Source organism: Clostridium sp. MCC344, from assembly GCF_018785365.1.
Classification (GTDB): Bacteria; Bacillota; Clostridia; order Lachnospirales; family Lachnospiraceae; genus Pilosibacter.
This window is the reverse complement of sequence record NZ_WQPQ01000024.1, coordinates 1-22,698: the sequence shown is the minus strand read 5'-3', so window position 1 is coordinate 22,698 and position 22,698 is coordinate 1. Positions and strand designations below refer to the sequence as shown.

Sequence of the window (22,698 nt, the reverse complement as noted above, 5' to 3'; positions counted from 1 at the left end):
TGTACTTAAAATCACTATAATTCACCACCACACCGACTTTGCATATCCGCAACAAGAGTTTACATTGTACTATTTTTCAAGAATTTGCGGGTCAAGAAGGAAATCATAGATATTCACGGTCAAAATACCATAGTTATCATAGTACGGCTGTACAATATCTTTTGTAATAACAATCTTCTTGAAAGAATCGTCTATCTTTCTAAACGGTCTGATTTCCTGAGTACGTTTCGCTTCATCAGGTAATGAATAAGCTGACTGGATATAATATCTGGAAGAACCGAGATTGCATACAAAATCAACTTCCAGCTGTTTACGGGTTACCTTTCCTTCTTGGTCTTTTTCCGCAATAATAACAACACCAACGTCCACGCTGTATCCACGCATACGCAGTTCGTTATAAATCACATTTTCCATGGAATGTGTCTGCTCAAACTGACGGAAGTTAATCCTTGCGTTGCGAAGCCCAAGATCAGAGAAATAGTATTTCTTTGGAGTTTCAATATATGCCTTACCCTTGATGTCATATCTCTGTGCTGATTCAATCAGGAAAGAATCCTCAAAACAATCCAGATATTTCTTGATCGTTTTTGAAGTGATTTTAGATTTTTTTACAGTCTTAAAGGTATTCTTTAACTTCTCAGGATTGGTCAGAGAACCAATAGCAGAGGAAAGGATATTCAGCAGGTCTTCCAGTTCTCCAATATTTTTAATCCGGTTACGTTTGAAAATATCTCGAATATAAATTTCGCTAAACAGGTTTTGCAATGCTGCCGCCTTATCGCTGCTACTTTCACGAAGAACGACCAGCGGGATGCCTCCGTAAAGCATATATTCAGACAATCCCATATACTTGTCGCCTTTGAAAACCGACATAAATTCCGAAAAACTCAGTGGATACATATGGACTTCATCTCCACGTCCGGCAAACTCCGTAACAATATCTTTGGACAGGAATTTTGCATTACTTCCGGTTACGAATACATCCATATTATCTTTGCGAAGATAACCATTCAATACAGATTCAAAGCAGTCCATCAGCTGAACTTCATCCAAAAGCAGATAATACATTCCATCCGTGGTAACTTGGGAACGGATATATGCCATAAATTTCTCCGGATCAACTCCACGTTTTTCTTTTTCAATTTTGATAAGGCTTTCTCCAATCAAATACAGGTCATCTGCGGAATCAAACGCAAAACGAATAATATGGTCAGCAGGGACACCGGACTCTAACAAGTGATTATAGAAAATATTATTCAGCAGATAGGACTTTCCACATCTGCGAATACCTGTAATTACCTTAATCAATCCATTGTTCTTTCTTCTAATCAATTTGTCTAAGTAAAAATCTCTGCGAATCTCCATACGATAACCTCCTTAGGAAAGATTTTTGCAACTTAATACAGTTTTCTGTTCTATATTACCATATCGCAACCTTCAAATCAATATGTATAACCGGTTTTAGGAAAGATTTTTGCAACTTAACACAGTTTTCCGTTCTAAAGCCTATTATATGCTTCAATCAGGATATTATCCCTGTATTCTCTCATTGTTTTATTCTGTTTCAACAAAGGAAAAGCAGCCACACACCGTTAAGTACATGGCTGCCCAAGGCAGTTCTTTATTTAATTTGAGGCTACGACAGACTGCGATTTGAAAAATGATGATTTTATAAACTATATACCCACTAATCCCATTGTAACTTAATCTTGCCATCTGCTTTTTCAAATTTAAGTATTAGATCTATAAATGAGTAAATCCTAAATTTTGCACAAAAGAAAGACACCCTCTGCTGAATGATGTATAATTGAAGTGCGACCAACAACCTACTCATTCAAACAAGGGGGTGCCTATTGCAAACATTATACATCATTCCAATAAGATTTACAATTACTTTAAAGTTCTCAACCTCAACTGTTTTTTATCCGATATTTACCTGCAGCATTTTATGGCTATCATTCTTTCTACCTTTTTGCGTGGATACCGTGGCAAAACAACGGATTTCGCCTTGACCAGCCAACATCATAGAACGATTGTGGCTCACTTCCTGAATCAGGGAAAGTGGAATGATTTCCTTTTTCAGGATGCCCTAAGAAACAGCGTTGCATATTTGATCTACCGGGAGGCGACTATTTCCGGTCAGCCTATCTTTTGCATTGTGGATGATACGATTGCTTCCCATACAAAGCTTTCGTCACAGGCTTTGCATCCAATCGAAGCTGCGTATTTTCATCAATCTCATCTGAAAGGCAGACAGGATTATGGGCACCAGATCGTGTCCGTCATGCTTTCTGCAATGGAATCACTCTGAATTATGCCGTTATTCTGTATGATAAAACAAAATCAAAGATCCAGATCATACAGGATATTGCTGCAGAACTTCCTATTGCACCGATAGTTTCCTACTTCCTTTGTGACAGCTGGTATACTTCAGCCAAAGTCATGGATTGCTTTGCTAAAAAGGATTCTACACCATAGGGGCTTTAAAAACCAACCGAATCCTCTATCCTTGCGGAATCCGTCAGAAAGCCAGTGCATTTGCCCTTCACTTGCGGAAAACAGATCCAAACATCAGCCTTGTGACCGTTGATAAAAGGCAGTTTTACGTATATCGGTATGAAGGGAATCTGAATGATGTTCCCAATACAGTGGTTCTACTGAGCTATCCAACACCATGTTTTGGGATTCCAAAAGCACTGCGGATCTTTGTTTCAACGAATGCAGCATTATCCACGCAGGAAATCCTGAGACTTTATACCCAACGCTGGCAAATTGAACTGTTTTTCCGACAAAGCAAGAAAAAGCTTGGTCTGGATAAATATCAGCTGCGTTCCCAAAAAGGAATCCAGAGATACTGGCTGATGATGTCATTTGTCCATTATATGTGTTGCACTTGCAAAGGAACCTATATTTTTTTACATATAGAATAACCAACTTCTTCCCAAACAGGATCCTTTAGATAATCTATTGCATCCGAAATAATAATAAGCAAATCCATATAGCATTTGGGTGATGATTCCTCTTTTTTATATAAACTCAAAATATACTCAAAATAGCCATCAATAAAGTTGACAGACCATTTCTGCGACTCACTACCTTTCATGAAATAACACCTACCTTTATAAATTTAGTCCAAAAGAAACCAACGATATCAGCCATGAAACTCCAAAATAAAAAACAAATGACATAATTCCAGCTGTATTAAAAAAAACTACTAATCTACTTTTTTCAGAAATAATTTTTTCTAATAATTTCTTTTTACAATAATACAAATGTAAAAGTATATTCTTCTTACTACAGAGCAATAGCAGGATTAAAAGCATTAAAAAGAGTCCTGCATTTAATAACATGGTTAAAACCATATTCATTGAAAAGGAAAACAATTTATTTTCCCACAAGAAAATCCCCAGATTATGAATAACATGAAAAGTAATAGCATACCATAAATTTCCTGTGAGGCAGACCAAAACACCTGAAAAAAAACCAATCAAAAGAAATATTAATAATAACCCCTGACCATGCATTATAGCAAACAGTATAGTTGTTGCTAAAATTGCAAATCCCTCCCCATAAGACTTCAGCTTAGACCATAGAATTCCCCGAAAAATCCATTCCTCTACCAGAGGTCCCAGTATTACACCTGTGAAAATATCTAAACCACTGTGTAAACTTTTATCATTCATCATTACGATGTCTTGAAATACTTTTGCATACAAAAACAAAAAGAATGCACAAAAAACATGGGATAAAAATATTACAAATGCCGTTAATAAACCTTTTTCCAATACGGATAATTCATATTTGTTTTTAGAATAACATGTATCCAGCAAAGACAACCTTCCCCATTTTTTCATTCCCACCCATACGATACCAGCCCAAAATATATAAAAAGCCATATTTTCAGCAAAAATCGGCATTATTCGCATAAGTATTAGCGAACCCAAATACGCAATCAATAAGATCCATCCTATTTTGCCGGCAATTATTTTTAATTCACATTTCCTTTGTTCGTCCATCGTGCATATATTCTCCATATAAAAATGTCCCATAATTATCCTCCTGGTTTTAATTTGCTCCTTGCAACTTTTAAGCAAAAATTATACTATAACTTATTAAAAAACTCTTCACGTTTCTTTAATGTTCGAATAGCAATCCTGATTAGTTGCAGATATTTTGCTTCTAAATTTCTCTTTCCAGTTAAGCGGTTACAGAGCATGTGGCATATTGAAAGCAAAATGTGTTGTTTTGTCTCAGTTAATGTAGGTGCAAAATACAATGCTTTTTTCAGGAATTGTAACTTTTCTTTTCTTTTTAAATAAATTGACAAACTTTCTTTTAATCGCTCATCAATATTTTCTATAGCTCCCTTATCCAGTTGGAAAAGTATCATTATCTTTTCCGATGTGCAAAGGAAAGTCATGACTTTAGCACTTTTATGAAATCTATAGCGTAGTTTTGTGCAATTTTTCAAATTTGCTCATTTATAGTATTAGAAAATATCTACATTTTTCATCGACAGTCAACATACCGGTTTTTATCTCTGGTGTCAAATCTAATATGGTCTCTTTATTTTCATTTTCTACAATAACATGGATACTTCCTTTTGAGACATCGCCATCCAACTTAAAAGTATATTAACGACTTTCGTTAAATTTTATTACCTTTTTTACATATCCGCTACAAGATGAAAAAGAAACTTCGCATTTATTTTTCCCTCTGAGTGAAACAACAAATAATAAGGCTCGTTTTGCGTTCAAAATCATATATCCGTTGACCCATAAAAAATAAAACAAAACCAACATTGAAATAAATACAATCGCTAATTTCATGAATTCACTCATGCCAACACCTCACAAAATTCAATTTTTCGCATCCAACCACTGTCTACCTAATTGCACCCCAGCCTGAGTATAAGTTTCTAATATGTCCTGCTTCTTTTCTTCAATCAGTTCCGGTTCAGCATCAAACAGCACCTCATAGATAGCCAGAGCGTTCTTAAAGTGTGTGGTAGCTTGCAGCACATCGCCGATTGACAGACAGATATTGCCCATAGCTTCTTGTACAACGGCATAATCACCGGACACATCAGAGTTAGATTCTTTGATGACACGAGACAGCCTTTGTAATGCAGATAACCCGAGGTACGGCTCACCCATATCCGTCAGCAGTACCGCATAATTGGTGATTTGCGGAATACTGTCATGATAAGGCGCCAAGCCGTATTGCTCAAGCAAGTGAATACCCGTTTCCATATGCTGCTTTGCCAGTTCCAACTTACTGGTCTGCTTATACAGACCGCCAAGGTTTGCATGGAGATTCGCTGCAAGAAGGGCGTTCTCTGCGGTCACTTCGGAGATCAGCGTCACAGCTTCTTTTTCCAGCTTGATTGCCTTTTCCGGTTTCTTCTCATTAGCGGCACGGAAGTCCAGAAGCAAAGCACGGTCAGAAACAGAACCAATGGTATTGTCTTTCAGCATAGAAGCCAGTTCTGTCAAAATCAATTCCATTCCAGATTCATAGCCATACTTCTGCATATACGGAAAGGAATCTTCCAAAAACCGGAGATAGGATGCAGTATCGTCTTTTTCAATCGAAGTCACGATATTATTGACCGTCTGGAACAACTGTTTGTAATAGGAAACTTCTTCGCCATGCCGTAGACAAAGTTCCTGCAAGCTGTTGAGCAGGGTGTGGCAGTTCCGGACAGAAGGCTTGGTTTCTGTAATTGCTACTTCCTGAATCATCGGATGCAAGGCAATCGAATGACAGGACTTTGTCTGTATGAATCCTTTTTCCACCAGATCGTTGATGGTATTCATATTCCGAAGCATCAACCAGCCTGCAAACACACGGGAACTGATACCGGTTGTCGGTACAAACGCCATGCTCCGCATAATATCCTGTTCATCACCGGCAAGCTGATACAAGGAAAACAATGTATGGATATGGTCATAGTAAGTTGCCTTGCGGCTCTGACCGTCCTTGGTGATGCCGATTTTATCATCAGCATCCAAGGATGTTTTTTCTTCTTTCAGCTTTTCCAGCAAATCCATCGGCTCCAGAATACCCGTTTCAAGCAGTCGAGCTGCCAGTTCTACCGCCAACGTGTGACTGTGAACCGTATCAATGATTTGTTCCAATACACTCTGGTATTTTTCTGCGTCCGAGAAAAAGCAACCGGCAATGGATAATAACGCCTGCTTGCCTGCAATTTCGGTTACTTCCATGGAATCGTAGTTATCAAATCTGCAGCGGGTCGTGAACAACATACGGCAGCGATATTTCATCACAACAGAAAGAGTGCTGTCCTGAGAAGCCGTAGTATTAAAATTATCTACAATAAACAGCGTATCTTCTTTCAATGTACGCAGGAAGCGATTGTGTTTGCGGAAGCGTTCCTGCTCGCTGTCATCCGGAAGGTCATCAGCAAAATCCATATCCGCTATATCCTGCATCAGATTACCGGTATAGGTCAGATACAGAACATTGGTGTATTCCTTGCGGTGCTGCTTTGCATAGGCTTTTGCCAGTTCGCTCTTACCGATACCGGCGATGCCATGAAGAAATACCTTTCCATGCTCCAATAACAATTCGTGAAGCATTTCCAGTTCTTTTTCACGTCCGCAGAAATGTCGGCAAGGCTTTGGTGCTCCTTCATCAGCAATGAAATCACTGAGAATTGGAGAAAGCTTTCCGTCAGCAAGGAGATTCTTTACCTTTGGGTCACGCTTGATAAACTCACGCTCCATGCCGAAGCAAAGAACATCCGCTATAAACGATGCTTCATCCTCTCGGCTATCACAAGGATAGTGCCGGGAGCATTCTTTTTTTACTCGTTCCGAAATGGTATCATCCTGCATTAGCAGTCGGTATACTTCCTGTGCAGCCATAGAACTATCATACATTGAAAGCAGTACATTGTTTTCCAAATCTGCTGCCAGTTTTTCACGATTGCCATCTCTGGAATAAAACTGCGTTATTTTCGGACTGATTTTTGCCTGCCCGGTGAACCAGCGGCAGACCAATGCCATATCAAATGTAATCGTTTCCTTTGTTTGGGTAAACAAGGAGCTAAAAACATCTTCTAACAATGCAGTTTGGTTTGTATCGTAATCGTCGCTGATAAAGCGTCGAACAATGGTCATGACTGAACTGAAATCACATCTTTCCATAAACAGCCCTCCCTTCGAAAAGTAGTCAATTTATGGTCAATTGGCACTCAATGTGCCTTTGACAGTTTCTTGATAGAATGATATCACGAAAGAAGTTCCGAATATCTTACCTTTTATTATAGCATCAATTCCTATTTTTTGAAGTAGCAAAGCGGCTGCAGTAATGTGGTTATAGCGGACAACTTCTCTCTCATAAACTGAAATACCGAGGGAGGTGCGTGGTATCGCAAGAAAGAGTGCTCCAATCAATGTAATTGTCCATTATCCTAAAACAGAACAGGGGAAACGTGAATTGGCAGAGCGAGTAGCCGGTGTCCACGCAGATATGGTCAATCAGTATATCAAAAAATTAAATTGTCCATCCGATCAAAAGGCGGAGTTGCTGGGTGCGGTTATCGCATCCGCAAAAAAGGAAGCAGGTGAGCAAACCGATTAAGGCCCCCTCACCTGCTTTTCTTATGCTTTTATTTTCCCTTTGAAATACTTGTTCCAGGAATTGATGTTCATTCGCTTTTGATGATCTTCCCATGCTCGAAGCAGATTAGGTGAAATTCCCATCAGCCGAGCAAACGGTTTCTTTTTTAGTCCCAAACTTTCACGATATTCTCGTATCATCTTTCCTTGTCCTTTATATAAGAAGCGATTGTAATCATCCAGCAGGTCATCCACCGGTACTCCATATAGCTCTGCCAACTTGTCCACAATCTCCTTTGGATAGTAGTCAACATATCCGACTTCAAAATCTATGTAATGTCCACGGCTGATACCGATCAGCTCTGCAACTTCCTTTTGCATCAGGCCCATGTGATGACGGCACCAACGGAGCCTGTCCGGTACATTGGGAATATCTTCGTAGTTCTGATACTGCTGATTGAACAGCTGTGCTTCCAAGATCTTGCGAGGGGCGATCGGTCGGAAACTATGGATATACATAGGTGCATACCTTACGCAGCCGTCCAAAGCAGAGCAAAGGATATACATATTCTCGGATACCTGTGCCAAAATACGCCATCTCGGTTCTTTTCGGCTCTGGGGATACTGGTTTGGAACCATAAACGCATCCGTGAGAGGATAGCATTTTCCACGCATTTGACGGCATAGGTCGCCAGTCTTGATCCTTTTTCCGCATTAAACGTATTGACTGCCTTGATCAGGCCGATGGTTCCAACTGACAGAAGATCGTCCGTCTCATATCCGGACTGCTGGTATTTTTTGACCACATGTGCGACCAGCCGAAGGTTCCGGCTGATCAGCACCTCTCTGGCTTCCAGGTCGCCCTCTTTGCAGCGTCTTAAGTATTCCCGCTCTTCCTGCGCGCTCAGTGGTTTCGGAAATGTCTTCAAAGAAAGCCGCCTTAAGCTTCATTACTTTATTTTATGCGGTGGACGCGCGGCGGGTGCTTTTACATCTTTTCCTTATTTTCTCCGCTTGCGGCCAGCTCATATCCCAGCTCTCTTCCCAGTGTCTGGGCTATGTCCTTCACCTCACAGGCTTTCAGCACTTTCTGCCTGCAAAGGCATAAAGGTTATCGTCTCTGTACCACATACCGCCCAAAATCAAAGCTGTTATTTCTTCCTATATGGAACACTTCTCCTGCCAGAAGTTCTTCCAGTCTCTCCTCCGGAACCTCTTCAAAGATCACATATCCCTGAACTCCGCTTAATTCCATTCCTTTTCTGTGCGTGCTGGAATATCGTCTGACCGAGGTCTCTGCCGATCTCGCGTCGATGATCTGCGGCCACGTCTGCGGTTTTTCCAGTTCTGTCCCGATCTCATCGAAGGCGCTCATCATCTGGATCTTCCGGTGGATCGCGCGCCAGATCGCTTCCGCATCAAAACATTTCAGATCGATCCGGTCCTTCCGCAGTGCCAGAGGTCTCAGGAAATGGACCAGATAATCGCCGTTCTGCGCCGGCTGTTCTCCCGAAAGTTCCCATTTTCTCTTCCAGATATACTCTCCGACCGTGTGTACCCGGAAATGTTCCATATGGATCTCTGTATCATCCAAAAGCAGCTGTTCTTCTTCCGTGTAGACCGCCGCGATCTCAAACTTCGCCTGTTCTTTCCCGAGTCCGCATTGTCCGAGGCGCCAGAACGCATCCAGATACTGGGCGAACAGCGGGATATTGCGCCCGAAAAGCTTCAGGCGGAACACGAACCCGTGCCCCTCGTCCATCACCGTATCCAGATTGTCGCATTCGATCAGATACCCAAGACTCTCCTTTCCCGTCACATACCCGGGTTTCAGCCGCATCGGTGTGTAAAAAGCATTCCAGACCATGCAGTTGTCCTGAAACCGGCACGCTTCACAGTCCCGGTCCGCAATACAGTTTTTCCGGAGCAGCATCTCCCCAAGACCTCCTCGCAGCGCGGAAACCTTGTTCTCCGGCACCGCGACTCTCTGATAAAATCTCAGACAAAACGTCAGCGTGATATACGGGATGTCCATCCAGGTCATGTTTTCCTCATTTTTTCTCATATCGTTACTCCTAATTTCTGGTCATATTTCAAAACAGCCAGTCATTTTTGCTGCTTCAGACAGAACCCTTTAGTATTCCCTGAACTGGATAAACTGAAAGACGCTCTTCTTCTCCGTTCCCGTCTTTCCATATACTTCCTCCACCACACGTTCACTGCAGGCAGCAACAACCCGTACCCCGGCTTTCTTCAGTCTTTCGATCACATGATAGCTGAGGCAGAATTCTCCCTGGCACATCACGCATTCCGGCTGCTTTTCAAGGATCATGGCTGCATAGTGTTCCGCCAGATCCTGAACCGCTTTCCTGTCTGCATGGGCGCTCACCGCCGGGAAAGGCAGGTCCTCGATCAGTCCGTACTTTTCTGCTTCCGTCTTCTGTTTTTCGCCCCACATGCTGCTCGGATGATTTGAAAAATTTATAAACATCTCTTTTTCTCCTTCTTTAACCGATATATCCTGGTTCCGGATCGGAACTCTGTACTTACATTGTAGTATAGGAATTTCACAAATATTTGTCAAATGCGTTCCTGGTTTCCAAATTACCCGCACACGGTGTCCTATCCATTTTCCCCTCCACTTAATTTATAAAACTAATTTTTTGTTTCTTTCCCTATTTATCTCGTAAAAAACTTGCATAATTATGTATTCAGAGTTATAATAATAAAGCTTTTTATAAAATTTTTATATTTTTCATAAAAGTATAATAATTCATGCACAAAATCAATATTAGAAATGGGAAGCCGAATGCAATACACAAGAGAGTCCGCGATCGAGCGGCTGTTAAAAAACTACGAACCTTTTTACGATATTCATATGATGATCAATGGCGATCGCTCTCCAATCACAGCCCGCTGCGATTTTTTTGAGCATTCCGGACAGTATGTCATCTCAAAAAAGGCAGAATTATGGTCCGCGGAAAACGAGGAATTTCTCTATCTCGTCAACATTCCGCATCTGACTTTAGAGACCTTCGAGGAATTAAAATCCGAGATCCATGCTGACGGCATGAAACGGATCCATGTCGGTCCGGGCCATATGGCTTCCTATATTACGGCAGTCTTTGTCTGCGATACCTGTGATGAGGACGCAAGGAAAGCCCTAAAAAAATGCCGTATTTACAAAAGTTTTCATTTTTCCCTGCATGGCTGGATGAATTTTCATGCGGCGTTGGTGGAGGTGGCTGACGGGAAGGTCACTTCAAACGCAAGCGGTCACCATGTTGCGAAAATTTTGAAAAAAGTATTATATGATACCAGGGGGAAAAGGTCATAAATCCGATGCAGGCTTGCCTGCAAGAGGTTTTTTGACCTTGGACCCCGCCAAAAACATGAATAAGCAGCCATTTTTCGCAGAAAAATGAGCGGATTATGAATGTTTTTGAGTATTGTGAGAGCATAAAGTGCGGAACAATACGGTATCAAAGGGGTCAAAAACTTTTGACCCCAACATTATTATATTTTAAAAGAAAGGGAGATAGTAACAATGAATTCATTAGTACTTCTCGTCGTCTGTGTTGCCATTCTTGGCATCGGCTATGTCTGCTACGGCGGCTGGCTGTGCAAGCAGTGGGGCGTAGGCGAAAGCAAAACAGAGACACCGGCTCATACAATGGCAGACGGTGTTGACTATGTACCGGCAAAAGCCCCGGTTCTGATGGGACACCATTTCTCATCCATCGCAGGTGCAGGACCGATCACAGGACCGATCGGCGCCGCTATGTTCGGATGGCTTCCGGTGACCTTATGGATCCTCATCGGAGGTATTTTCTTCGGCGGTGTCCATGACTTCGGCGCACTGTTCGCATCTGTCCGCAGCAAAGGACAATCCATCGGAGAGATCATCTCCGCAAACATGAGCAAACGCGCAAAGCAGCTCTTCATCATCTTCTCTTACCTGACCCTGATCTTAGTCGTAGCAGCCTTCGCTTCGATCGTTGCTTCCACCTTCGGTGCAGTTTACGATGAGAGCGGCGCACTTGATATGGCGAAATCCGCGACTCCGGCAACCGTAGCGATGATCTCGATCCTGTTCATCCTGATCGCAATCGTATTCGGTTTCTGTGTATACCGCCGCAACATGCCGATGGGTATCGCTTCCGTATTCGGCGTTCTTGCGATCGTTCTGATCATGGCGATCGGAATGAACTTTCATCCGATCTACCTCTCCACAAAGGCATGGATGTGGATCGTTGGTCTTTACATCGCCATCGCTTCTGTAACACCGGTATGGATCCTTCTCCAGCCGCGTGACTACTTAAGTTCCTTCCTGCTTTACGCAATGTTAGCAGTTGCAGCATTCGGCGTCATCGTCGCTCATCCGACCTTCGACTCCACCTTCCCGGCTGTGACAAGCTTTGCAGTTGACAACGGAAACGGCGTTCAGTACATGTTCCCGGTACTGTTTACAACAGTTGCCTGCGGCGCGATCTCCGGTTTCCACTCTCTGGTATCTTCCGGTACCACATCCAAGCAGCTCGACAAAGAGACTGACGCGAAGCCGATCGCTTACGGCGGAATGCTCCTTGAGTGTGTTCTTGCAGTTTTAACTCTCTGCGCGATCGGTTATGCTTACAAGTGGAACGCAGTTCATCCGGATCAGGCATTAAAAGGCGCGACAGCGATCTTCGGAGGCGGTATCGCTCACATGATCGACGATATCATCCCGGGAAGCTACAGCATCTTAAACTCTTTACTGGTACTTACATATTCCGCGTTCTGTCTTACTTCTCTTGATACCGCAACACGTCTTGCGCGTTTCATGTTCCAGGAATTCTGGCTTGAGCCGGGTGAAACTGCTGCCGACATCAAAGAGGGCTGGAAAAAGGTTATGGTAAATCCGTACTTCGCTACGATCCTCACGGTTGTTCTTGGCATTCTTCTCGGCATGAACGGATATGGAAAGATCTGGGGGCTGTTCGGAGCTGCCAACCAGCTTCTCGCGGGTATCGGCCTCTTAGCCGTTGCCACATGGCTCGGAAACATGGGCAAAAACAACAAGATGTTCCTGATCCCGATGGCATTCATGATCATCGTTACGATCACCTCCCTTGCACTCACAGTTAAGAACCAGATCGGCATGATTGCCGCAGGCGGCGCTGACTGGGGTCCGTGGGCACAGACGATCCTCGGAATCCTTCTGATCTTCCTTGCGATCATCCTTGTTATTGAAGGTGTACAGACACTGTCCAGACAGAAGGCGGCCAAGGCTTAAGTGCCGGGTAAATGATCAGATATTTTAAGAATTAAAAAAGACACGTCATCCAGGTTTTAAGTGAAACCTGGATGGCGTGTCTTTTGTTTTACCGGATCTTTTAATCCCGATTTTTCTGTTGTCTGTCAACCAGCCGCCTCTCCATATGCGGCTTTACTGCGGAGTTTTTCTGCTACTTTCCAGCCTGCAAACTGGCTAAAACGTCAGATTTTTAAGGTGTCAACGCACCCAGGACTCATTTATCTTATTCGTTTCTGATCGCCGCCAGCGGACTTAATTTCATCGCCCGCAGTGCCGGGAAAAGTCCGGCCAGCATGCCGATCAGGACCGCAAAGACCACTGCGGATCCGGAAAGCCATAACGGGATCCTTGAGATCGCTCCGGAACCGCCGGTCATACCGGAGAGGCTGGCTCCCAGAAACTTATTGATGGCCGCAGAGACGCTGTAGCTTAAGCCAAGTCCCAGAACGCCTCCCATAAATCCGATAAATCCTGCCTCCATCAAAAACATCGTCCGGATATCTCCAAGCGCACATCCCAAAACCTTCAGCACACCGATCTCCTTCGTTCTCTCATAGATGGACATCATCATCGTGTTTGCAATTCCGATGGCCGCCACAAACAGCGATACAGCACCGATGCCTCCGAGGACCGCCTGGATCATATCCGTCTGCTGCTGGGCCTGTTCGAGCCACTGCATGCTGCTGTAGGCCTCGTAGCCCATATCTGTGATCGCTTTCTGGACCTCCGTCACATGCTCCATATCGTCCACATTCACGTAAATCATATTGTAGACAAAATAATTGTAGGGTTTTCCCTTTTTATTTGTCGGCTGTCCGGGGATCGGGTTCTTCCGGTAGATTTTTTTCAGCTGGGTCTTTAACAGATCAATATCCGTGTAGATCTGGTATCCATACTCAGAAAATCCGTTCTCACCGCCATCCACCAGAGCGCAGGCCGGGAAAAGATACTTTTTCTGGCTGCTTTCATCCCCGTTTCCCATATTCTGGAGCATGGTAAAAAACGGCTTGTGTATAAGATCCACTTTGGAAAGATCCTCGCCATCCCAGCTTCCCTTTCCGGTCTTACTGTTATAAAAGTTGTCGGAAACCATATTTCCGACGATAAATTCCAGAGTCGCCGCATTCTTGTCCGGAAGTTTTCCCTCCGCCAGCGGAATCTGTTCCAACTCCTCTCTGGGCATTCCCACAATGTTCGAATATCCCTGATAAACTCCCTGCTTCAGATTCACATCTGTCTCCAGAATCGGGGACACACTCTTCACATGTGGAATCTTCGCAAGCTTCGTCACCGTGGCGTCCACGAGGTAATCGTCCTCGGACTGGTTCCCGTATCCGGAACTGATCTGGATCCTTGTGAGGCTTCCGAAGGAAGCATAGGATTCCACGGTATTTTCCTTCAATCCGATTCCCAGAGAGACCATGACTACGATGGAGGCCGTGCCGATGACAACACCCAGAACGGTAAGTCCCGTCCTGAGTTTCCGTCTGCGCAGGTTATTGATGCTCATGATGAGCAGATCAAAGAATCTCATCGTCCATTCCCGCTTTCTTCTTTTTGCGTCTGATGACCACAAGGATCACAGCTGCAAGGACCACTCCCACGATTCCCACCGGAATTGCGAGATGTTTCAGTTTATCCGTCGTGGACGGTTCCGGCTGTACATCGTCACTGTTCCAGGTATCGTCAACATTGCTTTCATCCATGCTCTGATCCTCATTTACCATAAGCTGAATCTCCTTCTCGACCGTGGAGACTTTTCCGTTCTCATCCTCATATGTAATGGAGAGTTTTACCTTTCCATCATCCGTGGTCGGGGCAATTCCGTTGATCATCGTATCCACGTTTCCGCTTTTTCCGGGTTCGATATTTCCAACATAAGCCTCATTCTTCTGGATAGAGTCTGCCTCAAAGACCGCGTTCACATTATAGAGCATGACTTTTCCGGTGTTGTTGATGGAAAACATCACGTTTGACTCTTCGCCTACGGAAATAGCATCCGGCATGACCTCGATGGTACCGGTATTTAACCGTGCCTCCTGCTTTAATCCAACCGCGATCTTTACGGCTTCCTTCGCGTTCTTGAATTCCGGGCTGTCATACTGCTCATTGATCGTGATCGTGTAGGAACGCTGTTCCGCTGTAGGACTTGAGGAAAATTTTATCGTCAGCGTGTCAGATGCTCCCGGTGCCAGAGAATTGACAACCACGGAGTTTGAACCGTTCACCGTCGTAAATACCGGACTGTCGCTCACTGCTTCCGACTCGAAGGTAAACAGGATGTTGCTGGCTGCTATACTGTTGGAAGCGTTTTTCATGCGCACCTTCAGCGTAAAATCCTGTCCGGCATAGATCTCCGCAGGATCCGTCTCAAAGCTGTCGACGATGATACGCGCCTTTGTTCTTTCGTTCTCGCCTGCTTCAGAATCCAGAGAATCAGCCTCGTCTTTTCCATAGACCCGCACATAAAAGGTGTCCTCAACAGGAGCAGCAAAGTTTCCATTCTCATTTTCCCGGTAACGGATCTTAAACTTGATCGGATAATAGCCGGATTTCGCCTTTTCCCGCACCGCCATGCTGAACGGAACCGCCACCGTCTGATCCGGATTCATATTTCCCATCTGCCGGTCATAATTTCCGTCATTGATCTCAAACGGAAACTTCGTGATATCCTCAGAGAGCTCCATATCGACGCGCACATCATAGGCAGTCTTATAACCGGTATTTCTCACGTTTACATCGAAATTCATGACCTCGGAATAGTTCGCGGACGGGGTGGACTGATTCTCACCGAGGGCGAATGCTACCGGCTCGGAGCTGTCCTCATCTGTCTCGCTGGTTCCCGTTGTCTTCTTTGTCTCGATCCACGCCATTATGGTCTTTGCGTACTCGGAGGACATTCCGTCCTCGCCCTGAGCGCGCTTTGAGATATAGATCAGGATCGGATAATAGCCCTCTTCCAGACCTTTTTTTACATTGACATTCAGGTTGACGGTCTTTTTCGCTTTTTTGTTTACATGACCGACCTTATAATGGCGGTTTAAGGAATCCGTCACCTCAAAGGGATAGATCGTCTTCATGGACTGGACGATGCTGCTCTCCTCGCTGTCGCGGTCCTCCGTCTTTGTGATCTCATCGGAATAATGGTTCCGGAAATCATCCTCGGAGGCGATCCAGATCTCTGTCTCGACCCAGTCTTTGTCCTCCATGTTCATGAGTGTCACGGAGACGGTTCCGTTTTTTCCGATATATAAGGTCGGCGTCTTTCCGATCACAAGGCGGACTGTATCATTGTCGTCATCCATCCGGTATACCTGTGGGATCGTCTCCGCCGCTTCTGTTGTCTCCTTCGCCGCGAATGCAGTTGCCGGGACTGCGCCCATCAGCATACACGCAGCAAGGAATGTTGCCATCCAGCGTAATCCTTTTATTTTCATACTGTTCCTCTCCTCCTGGCTGTTCTATTTTAGTTATTTGTGCCAGCTTTCCATATTTTTGCGTTTATTCCAAAATTTTGTCGATTGTTATTCTGACTTTCCCTCTATCCGGTGTTCTTCTGCTTCCACAACTGTCTCTATTTGCTCTTCTACTGCCGGATTCTTAGATTTTCCCTCCGCCTGCGCCTCTGCCGCTGCCTGCATGGATTCCTCTAACTGCACAAGATCCACCTCGTGGTGATTCTCCTCGATGCTCACGATCTTTCCGTCGATAATCTTAAAGATCCGGTCCGCGTAGGTCGCCAGATTGTTGTCGTGGGTAACCATAACAAGCGTCTGTTTCTGTTCTCTTACGACCTTCTGCATGAGTTTTAATACTTCCATCGTTGTCTTCGAATCCAGGTTTCCCGTGGGCTCGTCCGCGAAGATGATCTGCGGGTTCATCGCCAGGGCTCTCGCGATTCCGACTCGCTGCTGCTGTCCGCCGGACATCTGGTTCGGCATGTGGGTCATAAATTTTTCAAGTCCCACAAGCTTTAAATACTGTTTCGCCCGCTTGATCCTCGCTGCCCTCGGCATTCCCCGGAATGATAACGGCAGCGCCACATTTTCCACCGCATCCATCGTCCCGATCAGGTTGTAGGACTGGAAGATAAACCCGACCCGCTCCCTGCGGAATGTTACAAGCTGTTTCTCATTCAGCTTTTCGATATGTTTTCCGGCGATCACGATCTCGCCCTTTGTCGGATGTTCCAGTCCCGCCAGCATATTTAAAAGTGTCGATTTTCCGGATCCGGACGGTCCTGTGATCGCGCAGAACTCGCCTTTGTGGATCTCAAAGCTGACCCCGTTCAGCGCATACACTTTTTCTTCGCCCATGCGGTATACCTTGTACAGATCCTTTACCCGGATCACCGCTTCGTCGCTCTGCTGCATCCGTCCGCCTCCTTTTTCTACAATTTTTACACAGCATTCTTTTCCGCCGCGCCTGTCATCCCTGACGTTTCATCTTGACGTCAAAGTTCTTTTTGTACCTCAAGTATACTGTCTGCATCATGTTCTGACTATATAAAATTACTTAATTATTCTTACAATTTCTTACCATATTTCAGATTGGCGAAATCCATGATGATTCCTGTCTGTTTTAAAATCATCTGTTCAGAAAGTTTCTTCCTGTGAAAAGCAATTCTTACAGATCAGAAATATGACCTGTCACATTCGGGCTCTTTGTGCAGTCTCCAGCGAAGACCTTCCTCTTCGTACAAGTGTACATCTCTCATACATTGCATTTTTTGTGCAGCGGGAAATTCCTTTGAAATTTTCTGTCATAGAAAAAGGAACTCTGTCCATTTTTTCAAACTTCCAGAATTCCCTTGTATCCCTGCACTATTCTGATTTCTCCACAGCCGGATCCTCCGTCATCGGGGACTCCGTGTTTTCCTCATCTGGCTCCGCGCTTTGCAGATTCTCCTGCTCATCCTCTTTCCCGCCGGAAAGTCTTCTCCGTAACTCCTTCAGATACTCCTCCAGCGACACATACTGTCCATTATTCACCCGGTAGGACGGATTCCACATCCTCACAACGCGGACAGCCGCCTCATCTTTCTTTGCCTCTTTTATCGGACGGTATTCCCGGTCTGCAAAAAAGACATCTCCCTGGATCAGATCTTTCCATTTCATGTAGATCTCCCGGTTCTTTTTCTGTTTCTTATTCTGGAACACTTCCATCACGATCAGGCGGAAGAGGTCCTCTCCGCAGCAGACCACGGTCTTCGGGTTTAAAAGCCGGATCTGCTTCTTGATAAACTCCATATAGTACTGACCATAATCCAGGCTGACCTCATCGGCCGCGCCCTTTCCGCCGCGCTTATTGAGATAGAGGACCGCCGCCTTCTCGCGGAGCTTTTTCCCGGTAAGTCTGCACTCTTCCCCCGGATGACATTCCTCCCAGAGGACCTTCTGCATGCCAGTGAGATACTCCAGATATTCCACCCGGCCAGACGGACTCTTTCCGGAGAGAAAGTCGCCCCGGATATCCGAGACCACCGGCATCGTCTCGCCTTTCTGGATCATTTTCCGCATGTTCGTCTCTTTTAATATATAAAGGGTCCCGTCATAGTGCACCGGGTCCACGATTCCGTCAATATGAAAATTTCTCTGATCCAGTTCCGGATAACAGGTCTTTCCGTCCGGATCTTCCTCCATCTGCTGCATCAGCTCCCACAGCACATAAAGTTCCTCCAGGGAGCGGCATTTTGCGACCTGACCTTCCAGGATGATCTGCTCCATCGTCTTTTTCATGGTTCCTCCAACGATCCGTTCTGCCCGGTGCGCCTTCGCTCCGGCTTCCTTTTTCCCGGAAACACAGGCCTTCCAGAGGCATCCGCTTATTTTTCTTTTGTGCATTGCACTCACTGATCTTCATTTTATCATAATTTTCTTCAAAAAAATAGTGGAAATTCCACTCCGGATTCGCTATAATAATAAAAATGTTATCGTTCCTGCACTGCATGAACGATAACAGATTTTGCCGATGCTTCGCATTCCGAATCGGCAAAATCCACTCCCCCTACTATAACTGTACGGAATTTTCAGTTCAGAAAATTCCTACCCAGCATGGTAACGCAAAACACTTGGAAGGAGATTACAAACATCATGAGACACATGTTAAATCCTCTTGACTTTTCTCTTGAGGAGACGGACAATCTCTTAGAGCTTGCCGCCGACATTGAGAAAGACCGTTCCCGATACGCACACGTGTGTGACGGAAAGAAATTAGCAACCCTTTTCTATGAGCCAAGCACAAGAACCCGTTTAAGTTTTGAAGCGGCCATGTTAAACCTCGGAGGTTCCGTTCTCGGTTTTGCTTCCGCCGATTCCAGTTCCGCGACCAAGGGTGAAAGTGTTTCCGATACAATTCGTGTTATTTCCTGTTACGCAGATATCTGCGCAATGAGACATCCAAAAGAAGGCGCAGCCTATGTTGCCTCCACCAAATCTTCGATTCCTGTTATCAATGCCGGAGACGGCGGTCATCAGCATCCCACACAGACTTTAACTGATTTATATACGATCCGTTCCTTAAAGGGCAGACTTTCCAATATGACGGTCGGACTCTGCGGAGATTTAAAATTTGGCCGCACGGTCCACTCTCTGATCAATGCACTCTCCCGCTATGAGGGGATCCGCTTTATCCTGATCTCCCCGCCGGAGTTAAAAGTTCCGGATTACATAAAGGAGAGCGTTCTCGACGCGAAAAACATCGAATACAGAGAGACAACAAGCCTGGATGATGCGATCGCCGACCTCGATATCCTCTACATGACAAGAGTCCAGAAGGAACGTTTCTTCAACGAGGAAGACTACATCCGCATGAAGGACTGCTACATTCTCGACAAAGAAAAGATGAAACTCGCAAAACCGGATATGTACGTTCTGCACCCGCTCCCGCGTGTCAATGAGATTTCCGTCGAAATCGATGATGATCCGCGTGCCGCATACTTTAAACAGGTCCAGAACGGCGTATATGTCCGTATGGCTCTCATTATGACATTACTGGAGGTAGAAAAACCATGTTAAATATCAGCGGAATCCGGGAAGGTGTTGTCCTTGACCATATCCAGGCAGGAAAAAGTATGGATATCTACCGCTACCTGCGTTTAGGCGAGCTGGACTGCACCGTCGCAATCATCAAGAACGCGAAGAGCAACAAGATGGGCCGGAAAGACATCATCAAGATCGAGGGACCGCTCGACGCCATCGACCTCGATGTTCTCGGCTACATCGACCACAACATCACCGTCAACATCATCCGCGATGACAAGATCGCCGAAAAGCGCAGCCTTCATCTCCCGAAGATCTTAAAGAACGTGATCCACTGCAAGAACCCGCGCTGCATCACCTCGATCGAGCAGGAGCTTCCGCATATCTTCTATCTCGATGATAAAGATCATGAGGTGTATCGGTGCAGATATTGCGATGAAAAGCATGGCTGATCAGTGATTTCAGGCTGACTGTTGTTGATCAGACGATCTGGCTTAATTTTAGAGACCGCAGCAATCCAGGTATCGATTGCTGCGGTCTTTCTTGTTGTCTGCTTTTCTTGACAAATACACGTATACCCATCATATAATTTATTTTTGTGTTATATTTAAAATTATTCGCTATTTTTTTGTGATATTATAATTGATATTCGCTGTTTTTTTGTGTATACTCATAATAAAGAACGGAGGTGCACACATGTATTTAAAACGAAAGGTAGACAATTTTCTCTGTGAATGGAAATCCGACCCGCACAGAAAACCACTGATCATCAAAGGAAGCCGCCAGGTTGGCAAAACAGAATCCATCAAACATTTTGCGGCCGAAAACTATGAAAGTATTATAGAGATCAATTTTGTAAGAGACGAGAAGTATAAGGGGATCATTTCTGACGGTTACGAGGCAGCTGATATCATAAAAAATATTTCCCTGATCGATCCGTCAAAGAAATTCATTCCGCAAAAAACATTGATCTTTTTTGATGAAATTACTGAATTTCCTGAAATTGCTACCTCTCTGAAATTTTTTTGCATTGACGGGCGGTTTGACGTCATTTGCAGCGGTTCCATGCTCGGTGTAAACCATCGCAAAATCGAGAGCAACAGTGTTGGATATAAGAAAGATTATGAAATGTTCTCTCTTGACTTCGAAGAATTTTTATGGGCAAAAGGCTATGATGATGCAACTGTCCAGAGTATGCTTTCTCATATGAGGGAACTGCGCCCGTTTAATGAGCTGGAAATGAAAGTGTACCATTCCCTGTTTCTTGATTTCTGTGTTCTGGGCGGTATGCCTGCCGTAGTGGCGGAATATATCCAGAGAAACACTTTCGAAAACTCTCTCGACACGCAAAGACAGCTGATCGCCGACTATAAAGAAGATATCCGTAAATACGCGCAGGGGATCGATCAGACGAGAATCTTAAATGTTTTCAACCGGATTGCTCCACAGCTCGCAAAAGAAAACAAGAAATTCCAGATTTCAAAAGTGGCGTCCGGTGCGCGGTTCCGTGATTACCGCGGGTGTGCAGAATGGCTTGTCGATGCCGGTATGGTAAATATCTGCTATTGTCTGGAGTTTCCGGAACTTCCTCTGGGCGGCAATTATGATCCGGATATTTTTAAATTATACTTTGCCGACACCGGTCTTCTTGTGTCCATGCTGGATGATGAATCCCAGGAAGATCTGCGCGCCAACAAGAATCTCGGAGTCTACAAAGGTGCCTTATATGAAAATATTGTCGGGGAAGCTTTAGTCAAACAGCATTATAAGCTTTATTATTATAAAAAAGAAACATCTACACTTGAAGCAGATTTCTTTATCCGCTCCATGACTTCCCTGATTCCACTGGAAGTGAAAGCTGCCAGCGGAAGAGCAAAATCCATGAACACCCTGATTAATTCGGAGCGCTATCCGGATATCCGCTATGGCTTTAAATTTTCATCCCAGAATATTGGTCACGAAAACTGTACTTACACCTTCCCGTATTTCTGCACCTATCTCCTGAAACGATTCATGGCAGATTTTCATCCGGAAGAAGAACTCTGACAAATTAGATCGATTTTTGCACAACAAGTGAAAAAGAATGTGCCTCGGCACGTTCTCGCGCCTCCCGCGGTCGCTTGCGACAGTCTACATCTTCGCGCGAGTGCGCATCTTTGGCACGTCAGTGCCTTTTTATGTAACAGGAAATTCCTCGGGATTTCCTGTTACATAAAAAAAGACCACCTCCATCCGGCTTTTCAGCCAGACAGGGTGGTCTTTTTTCTTAGAACTGAATCACGCCAACCAGCGTTGATAAGATCAGTACCGCAATGCTCGCCGGCCATACAAGGCGCAGGGAGTAGCGGATATGTTCACTGATGGAGACGTCTGCAAGACCGAGGCCCACGTATACAGCTGCAACGGACGGGCTGATCGGAGTTGCCATTGTGGCTGATAAAAGGAAGGTTGCCGCTACCGTTTCCGGCGTGATGCCGAACGGCTGTACTACGCCGATAATGATCGGGAGAAGTGCGTAGTAGAAGGCATCCGTTCCAAGGATCATCAGGAGCGGTACGGAGAAGAGTGCCATGAACCAGTGCATGTGCGGTGCGATCGCTGCCGGAAGTGCATTGACGATCGTCTCTGCCATCGCTTCCACCATGCCGGAGTCCTTGATAACTCCCATGAAGATTCCGACAGCAAATAAAGTGACAGTCATGACCATGGCATTGGAGCCGTACTCTTTGATCTTTTTGCTCTGTTCCTTGACGCTTGTGACATACTCCCACCACTTAGCTCACGCTTGAAGTGGGGGCTTCTCGTTCGATTCCCCCGTTGGGCAAAGCATTCACGA

Annotated in this window: 21 protein-coding genes and 1 pseudogene; 8 read left to right on the top strand and 14 right to left on the bottom strand. The window is 44.9% G+C overall.

Annotated features, from left to right (window positions below):
- Positions 1–69 precede the first annotated feature (69 nt).
- Entirely contained in the window at positions 70–1,365 is a 1,296-nt protein-coding gene (locus GPK90_RS08060) for an ATP-binding protein (protein ID WP_107000090.1), read from the bottom strand.
- 583 nt (positions 1,366–1,948) lie between these two features.
- Between GPK90_RS08060 and GPK90_RS08055 the strand changes: the two genes are divergently transcribed.
- Positions 1,949–2,311, top strand: a complete 363-nt coding sequence (locus tag GPK90_RS08055; RefSeq protein WP_117566377.1) for a hypothetical protein — start codon at positions 1,949–1,951, stop codon at positions 2,309–2,311.
- A 163-nt stretch (positions 2,312–2,474) separates the two neighbouring features.
- On the top strand, positions 2,475–2,930 hold the full coding sequence (locus GPK90_RS08050) for a transposase (RefSeq protein WP_346011228.1): 456 nt from the start codon (positions 2,475–2,477) through the stop codon (positions 2,928–2,930).
- On the opposite strand, the gene GPK90_RS08045 is transcribed toward GPK90_RS08050, so the two are convergent.
- The 4 genes from GPK90_RS08045 to GPK90_RS08030 all read right to left on the bottom strand — a co-directional run bounded on the left by GPK90_RS08045 (position 2,906) and on the right by GPK90_RS08030 (position 7,172).
- Entirely contained in the window at positions 2,906–3,103 is a 198-nt protein-coding gene (locus GPK90_RS08045) for a hypothetical protein (RefSeq protein WP_146143894.1), read from the bottom strand. The two genes, GPK90_RS08050 and GPK90_RS08045, sit on opposite strands and share 25 nt — an antisense overlap.
- 16 nt (positions 3,104–3,119) lie before the next feature.
- Entirely contained in the window at positions 3,120–4,049 is a 930-nt protein-coding gene (locus tag GPK90_RS08040) for a CPBP family intramembrane glutamic endopeptidase (RefSeq protein WP_117504970.1), read from the bottom strand.
- 53 nt (positions 4,050–4,102) lie between these two features.
- Entirely contained in the window at positions 4,103–4,390 is a 288-nt protein-coding gene (locus tag GPK90_RS08035; protein ID WP_107000094.1) for a hypothetical protein, read from the bottom strand.
- Positions 4,391–4,859: 469 nt separating this feature from the next.
- A complete protein-coding gene (locus GPK90_RS08030) occupies positions 4,860–7,172 on the bottom strand; it encodes an NB-ARC domain-containing protein (RefSeq protein ID WP_215702689.1) in 2,313 nt (770 codons plus the stop codon).
- A gap of 292 nt (positions 7,173–7,464) precedes the next feature.
- On the opposite strand from GPK90_RS08030, the gene GPK90_RS08025 reads away from it, so the two are divergent.
- Complete coding sequence (locus GPK90_RS08025) at positions 7,465–7,608, top strand: hypothetical protein (RefSeq protein ID WP_233430165.1); 144 nt, start codon at positions 7,465–7,467, stop codon at positions 7,606–7,608.
- A 20-nt stretch (positions 7,609–7,628) separates the two neighbouring features.
- Here the strand turns inward: GPK90_RS08025 and GPK90_RS08020 are convergent, their stop codons facing one another.
- The 4 genes and pseudogenes from GPK90_RS08020 to GPK90_RS08005 form a co-directional block, all read right to left on the bottom strand.
- On the bottom strand, positions 7,629–8,105 hold the full coding sequence (locus tag GPK90_RS08020) for a helix-turn-helix domain-containing protein (protein WP_158553078.1): 477 nt from the start codon (positions 8,103–8,105) through the stop codon (positions 7,629–7,631).
- 122 nt (positions 8,106–8,227) lie between these two features.
- Positions 8,228–8,515: pseudogene (locus GPK90_RS08015) on the bottom strand (sigma-70 family RNA polymerase sigma factor); the annotation flags it as partial.
- Positions 8,516–8,697: 182 nt separating this feature from the next.
- A complete protein-coding gene (cas6, locus tag GPK90_RS08010; protein WP_215702688.1) occupies positions 8,698–9,651 on the bottom strand; it encodes a CRISPR system precrRNA processing endoribonuclease RAMP protein Cas6 in 954 nt (317 codons plus the stop codon).
- 69 nt (positions 9,652–9,720) lie between these two features.
- Positions 9,721–10,077, bottom strand: a complete 357-nt coding sequence (locus GPK90_RS08005) for a CRISPR-associated protein (RefSeq protein WP_118296935.1) — start codon at positions 10,075–10,077, stop codon at positions 9,721–9,723.
- A 318-nt stretch (positions 10,078–10,395) separates the two neighbouring features.
- Here GPK90_RS08005 and GPK90_RS08000 point away from each other — a divergent pair, with 318 nt between their 5' ends.
- Both GPK90_RS08000 and GPK90_RS07995 read left to right on the top strand, forming a co-directional pair.
- The gene (locus tag GPK90_RS08000) at positions 10,396–10,923 is read left to right on the top strand and encodes a DUF8052 family protein (RefSeq protein ID WP_118529623.1); all 528 of its coding nucleotides are present in this window, start codon (positions 10,396–10,398) and stop codon (positions 10,921–10,923) included.
- Between the two features lie 210 nt (positions 10,924–11,133).
- A complete protein-coding gene (locus GPK90_RS07995; RefSeq protein ID WP_118529622.1) occupies positions 11,134–12,861 on the top strand; it encodes a carbon starvation CstA family protein in 1,728 nt (575 codons plus the stop codon).
- Positions 12,862–13,105: 244 nt separating this feature from the next.
- Here GPK90_RS07995 and GPK90_RS07990 read toward each other — a convergent pair whose 3' ends face one another.
- The 4 genes from GPK90_RS07990 to GPK90_RS07975 all read right to left on the bottom strand — a co-directional run bounded on the left by GPK90_RS07990 (position 13,106) and on the right by GPK90_RS07975 (position 18,620).
- Positions 13,106–14,416, bottom strand: coding sequence for an ABC transporter permease (locus tag GPK90_RS07990; RefSeq protein WP_215702687.1), 1,311 nt, complete (start codon positions 14,414–14,416; stop codon positions 13,106–13,108).
- A complete protein-coding gene (locus GPK90_RS07985; RefSeq protein ID WP_215702686.1) occupies positions 14,403–16,319 on the bottom strand; it encodes a COG1361 S-layer family protein in 1,917 nt (638 codons plus the stop codon). The genes GPK90_RS07990 and GPK90_RS07985 overlap by 14 nt, the downstream gene beginning before the upstream one ends.
- Before the next feature lie 87 nt (positions 16,320–16,406).
- The gene (locus GPK90_RS07980; RefSeq protein ID WP_215702685.1) at positions 16,407–17,255 is read right to left on the bottom strand and encodes an ABC transporter ATP-binding protein; all 849 of its coding nucleotides are present in this window, start codon (positions 17,253–17,255) and stop codon (positions 16,407–16,409) included.
- A 450-nt stretch (positions 17,256–17,705) separates the two neighbouring features.
- Positions 17,706–18,620, bottom strand: a complete 915-nt coding sequence (locus GPK90_RS07975) for a hypothetical protein (protein WP_215702684.1) — start codon at positions 18,618–18,620, stop codon at positions 17,706–17,708.
- A 354-nt stretch (positions 18,621–18,974) separates the two neighbouring features.
- Here GPK90_RS07975 and pyrB point away from each other — a divergent pair, with 354 nt between their 5' ends.
- From pyrB to GPK90_RS07960, 3 genes are all read left to right on the top strand, one after another.
- Complete coding sequence (pyrB, locus tag GPK90_RS07970; RefSeq protein WP_215702683.1) at positions 18,975–19,898, top strand: aspartate carbamoyltransferase; 924 nt, start codon at positions 18,975–18,977, stop codon at positions 19,896–19,898.
- Positions 19,892–20,314 carry an aspartate carbamoyltransferase regulatory subunit gene (locus GPK90_RS07965; RefSeq protein WP_142410475.1) on the top strand — a complete coding sequence of 141 codons (423 nt, stop codon included), beginning with the start codon at positions 19,892–19,894 and terminating at the stop codon, positions 20,312–20,314. The genes pyrB and GPK90_RS07965 overlap by 7 nt, the downstream gene beginning before the upstream one ends.
- A 244-nt stretch (positions 20,315–20,558) precedes the next feature.
- Entirely contained in the window at positions 20,559–21,908 is a 1,350-nt protein-coding gene (locus GPK90_RS07960; protein ID WP_215702682.1) for an ATP-binding protein, read from the top strand.
- A gap of 220 nt (positions 21,909–22,128) precedes the next feature.
- On the opposite strand, the gene GPK90_RS07955 is transcribed toward GPK90_RS07960, so the two are convergent.
- Positions 22,129–22,563: an anaerobic C4-dicarboxylate transporter family protein gene (locus GPK90_RS07955; protein WP_275950575.1), complete on the bottom strand. Its 435-nt coding sequence runs from the start codon at positions 22,561–22,563 to the stop codon at positions 22,129–22,131.
- Between the last annotated feature and the right edge of the window lie 135 nt (positions 22,564–22,698).

Excerpts from the sequence above, each read along its gene's own strand:
- GPK90_RS08060 (WP_107000090.1), bottom strand. The coding sequence starts at position 1,365 with ATGGAGATTCGCAGAGATTTTTACTTAGACAAATTGATTAGAAGAAAG.
- GPK90_RS08055 (WP_117566377.1), top strand. The coding sequence starts at position 1,949 with ATGGCTATCATTCTTTCTACCTTTTTGCGTGGATACCGTGGCAAAACA.
- GPK90_RS08045 (WP_146143894.1), bottom strand. The coding sequence starts at position 3,103 with ATGAAAGGTAGTGAGTCGCAGAAATGGTCTGTCAACTTTATTGATGGC.
- GPK90_RS08040 (WP_117504970.1), bottom strand. The coding sequence starts at position 4,049 with ATGGGACATTTTTATATGGAGAATATATGCACGATGGACGAACAAAGG.
- GPK90_RS08035 (WP_107000094.1), bottom strand. The coding sequence starts at position 4,390 with ATGATACTTTTCCAACTGGATAAGGGAGCTATAGAAAATATTGATGAG.
- GPK90_RS08030 (WP_215702689.1), bottom strand. The coding sequence starts at position 7,172 with ATGGAAAGATGTGATTTCAGTTCAGTCATGACCATTGTTCGACGCTTT.
- GPK90_RS08020 (WP_158553078.1), bottom strand. The coding sequence starts at position 8,105 with ATGTATATCCATAGTTTCCGACCGATCGCCCCTCGCAAGATCTTGGAA.
- cas6 (WP_215702688.1), bottom strand. The coding sequence starts at position 9,651 with ATGAGAAAAAATGAGGAAAACATGACCTGGATGGACATCCCGTATATC.
- GPK90_RS08005 (WP_118296935.1), bottom strand. The coding sequence starts at position 10,077 with ATGTTTATAAATTTTTCAAATCATCCGAGCAGCATGTGGGGCGAAAAA.
- GPK90_RS08000 (WP_118529623.1), top strand. The coding sequence starts at position 10,396 with ATGCAATACACAAGAGAGTCCGCGATCGAGCGGCTGTTAAAAAACTAC.
- GPK90_RS07995 (WP_118529622.1), top strand. The coding sequence starts at position 11,134 with ATGAATTCATTAGTACTTCTCGTCGTCTGTGTTGCCATTCTTGGCATC.
- GPK90_RS07990 (WP_215702687.1), bottom strand. The coding sequence starts at position 14,416 with ATGAGATTCTTTGATCTGCTCATCATGAGCATCAATAACCTGCGCAGA.
- GPK90_RS07985 (WP_215702686.1), bottom strand. The coding sequence starts at position 16,319 with ATGAAAATAAAAGGATTACGCTGGATGGCAACATTCCTTGCTGCGTGT.
- GPK90_RS07980 (WP_215702685.1), bottom strand. The coding sequence starts at position 17,255 with ATGCAGCAGAGCGACGAAGCGGTGATCCGGGTAAAGGATCTGTACAAG.
- GPK90_RS07975 (WP_215702684.1), bottom strand. The coding sequence starts at position 18,620 with ATGAAAAAGACGATGGAGCAGATCATCCTGGAAGGTCAGGTCGCAAAA.
- pyrB (WP_215702683.1), top strand. The coding sequence starts at position 18,975 with ATGAGACACATGTTAAATCCTCTTGACTTTTCTCTTGAGGAGACGGAC.
- GPK90_RS07965 (WP_142410475.1), top strand. The coding sequence starts at position 19,892 with ATGTTAAATATCAGCGGAATCCGGGAAGGTGTTGTCCTTGACCATATC.
- GPK90_RS07960 (WP_215702682.1), top strand. The coding sequence starts at position 20,559 with ATGTATTTAAAACGAAAGGTAGACAATTTTCTCTGTGAATGGAAATCC.
- GPK90_RS07955 (WP_275950575.1), bottom strand. The coding sequence starts at position 22,563 with ATGACTGTCACTTTATTTGCTGTCGGAATCTTCATGGGAGTTATCAAG.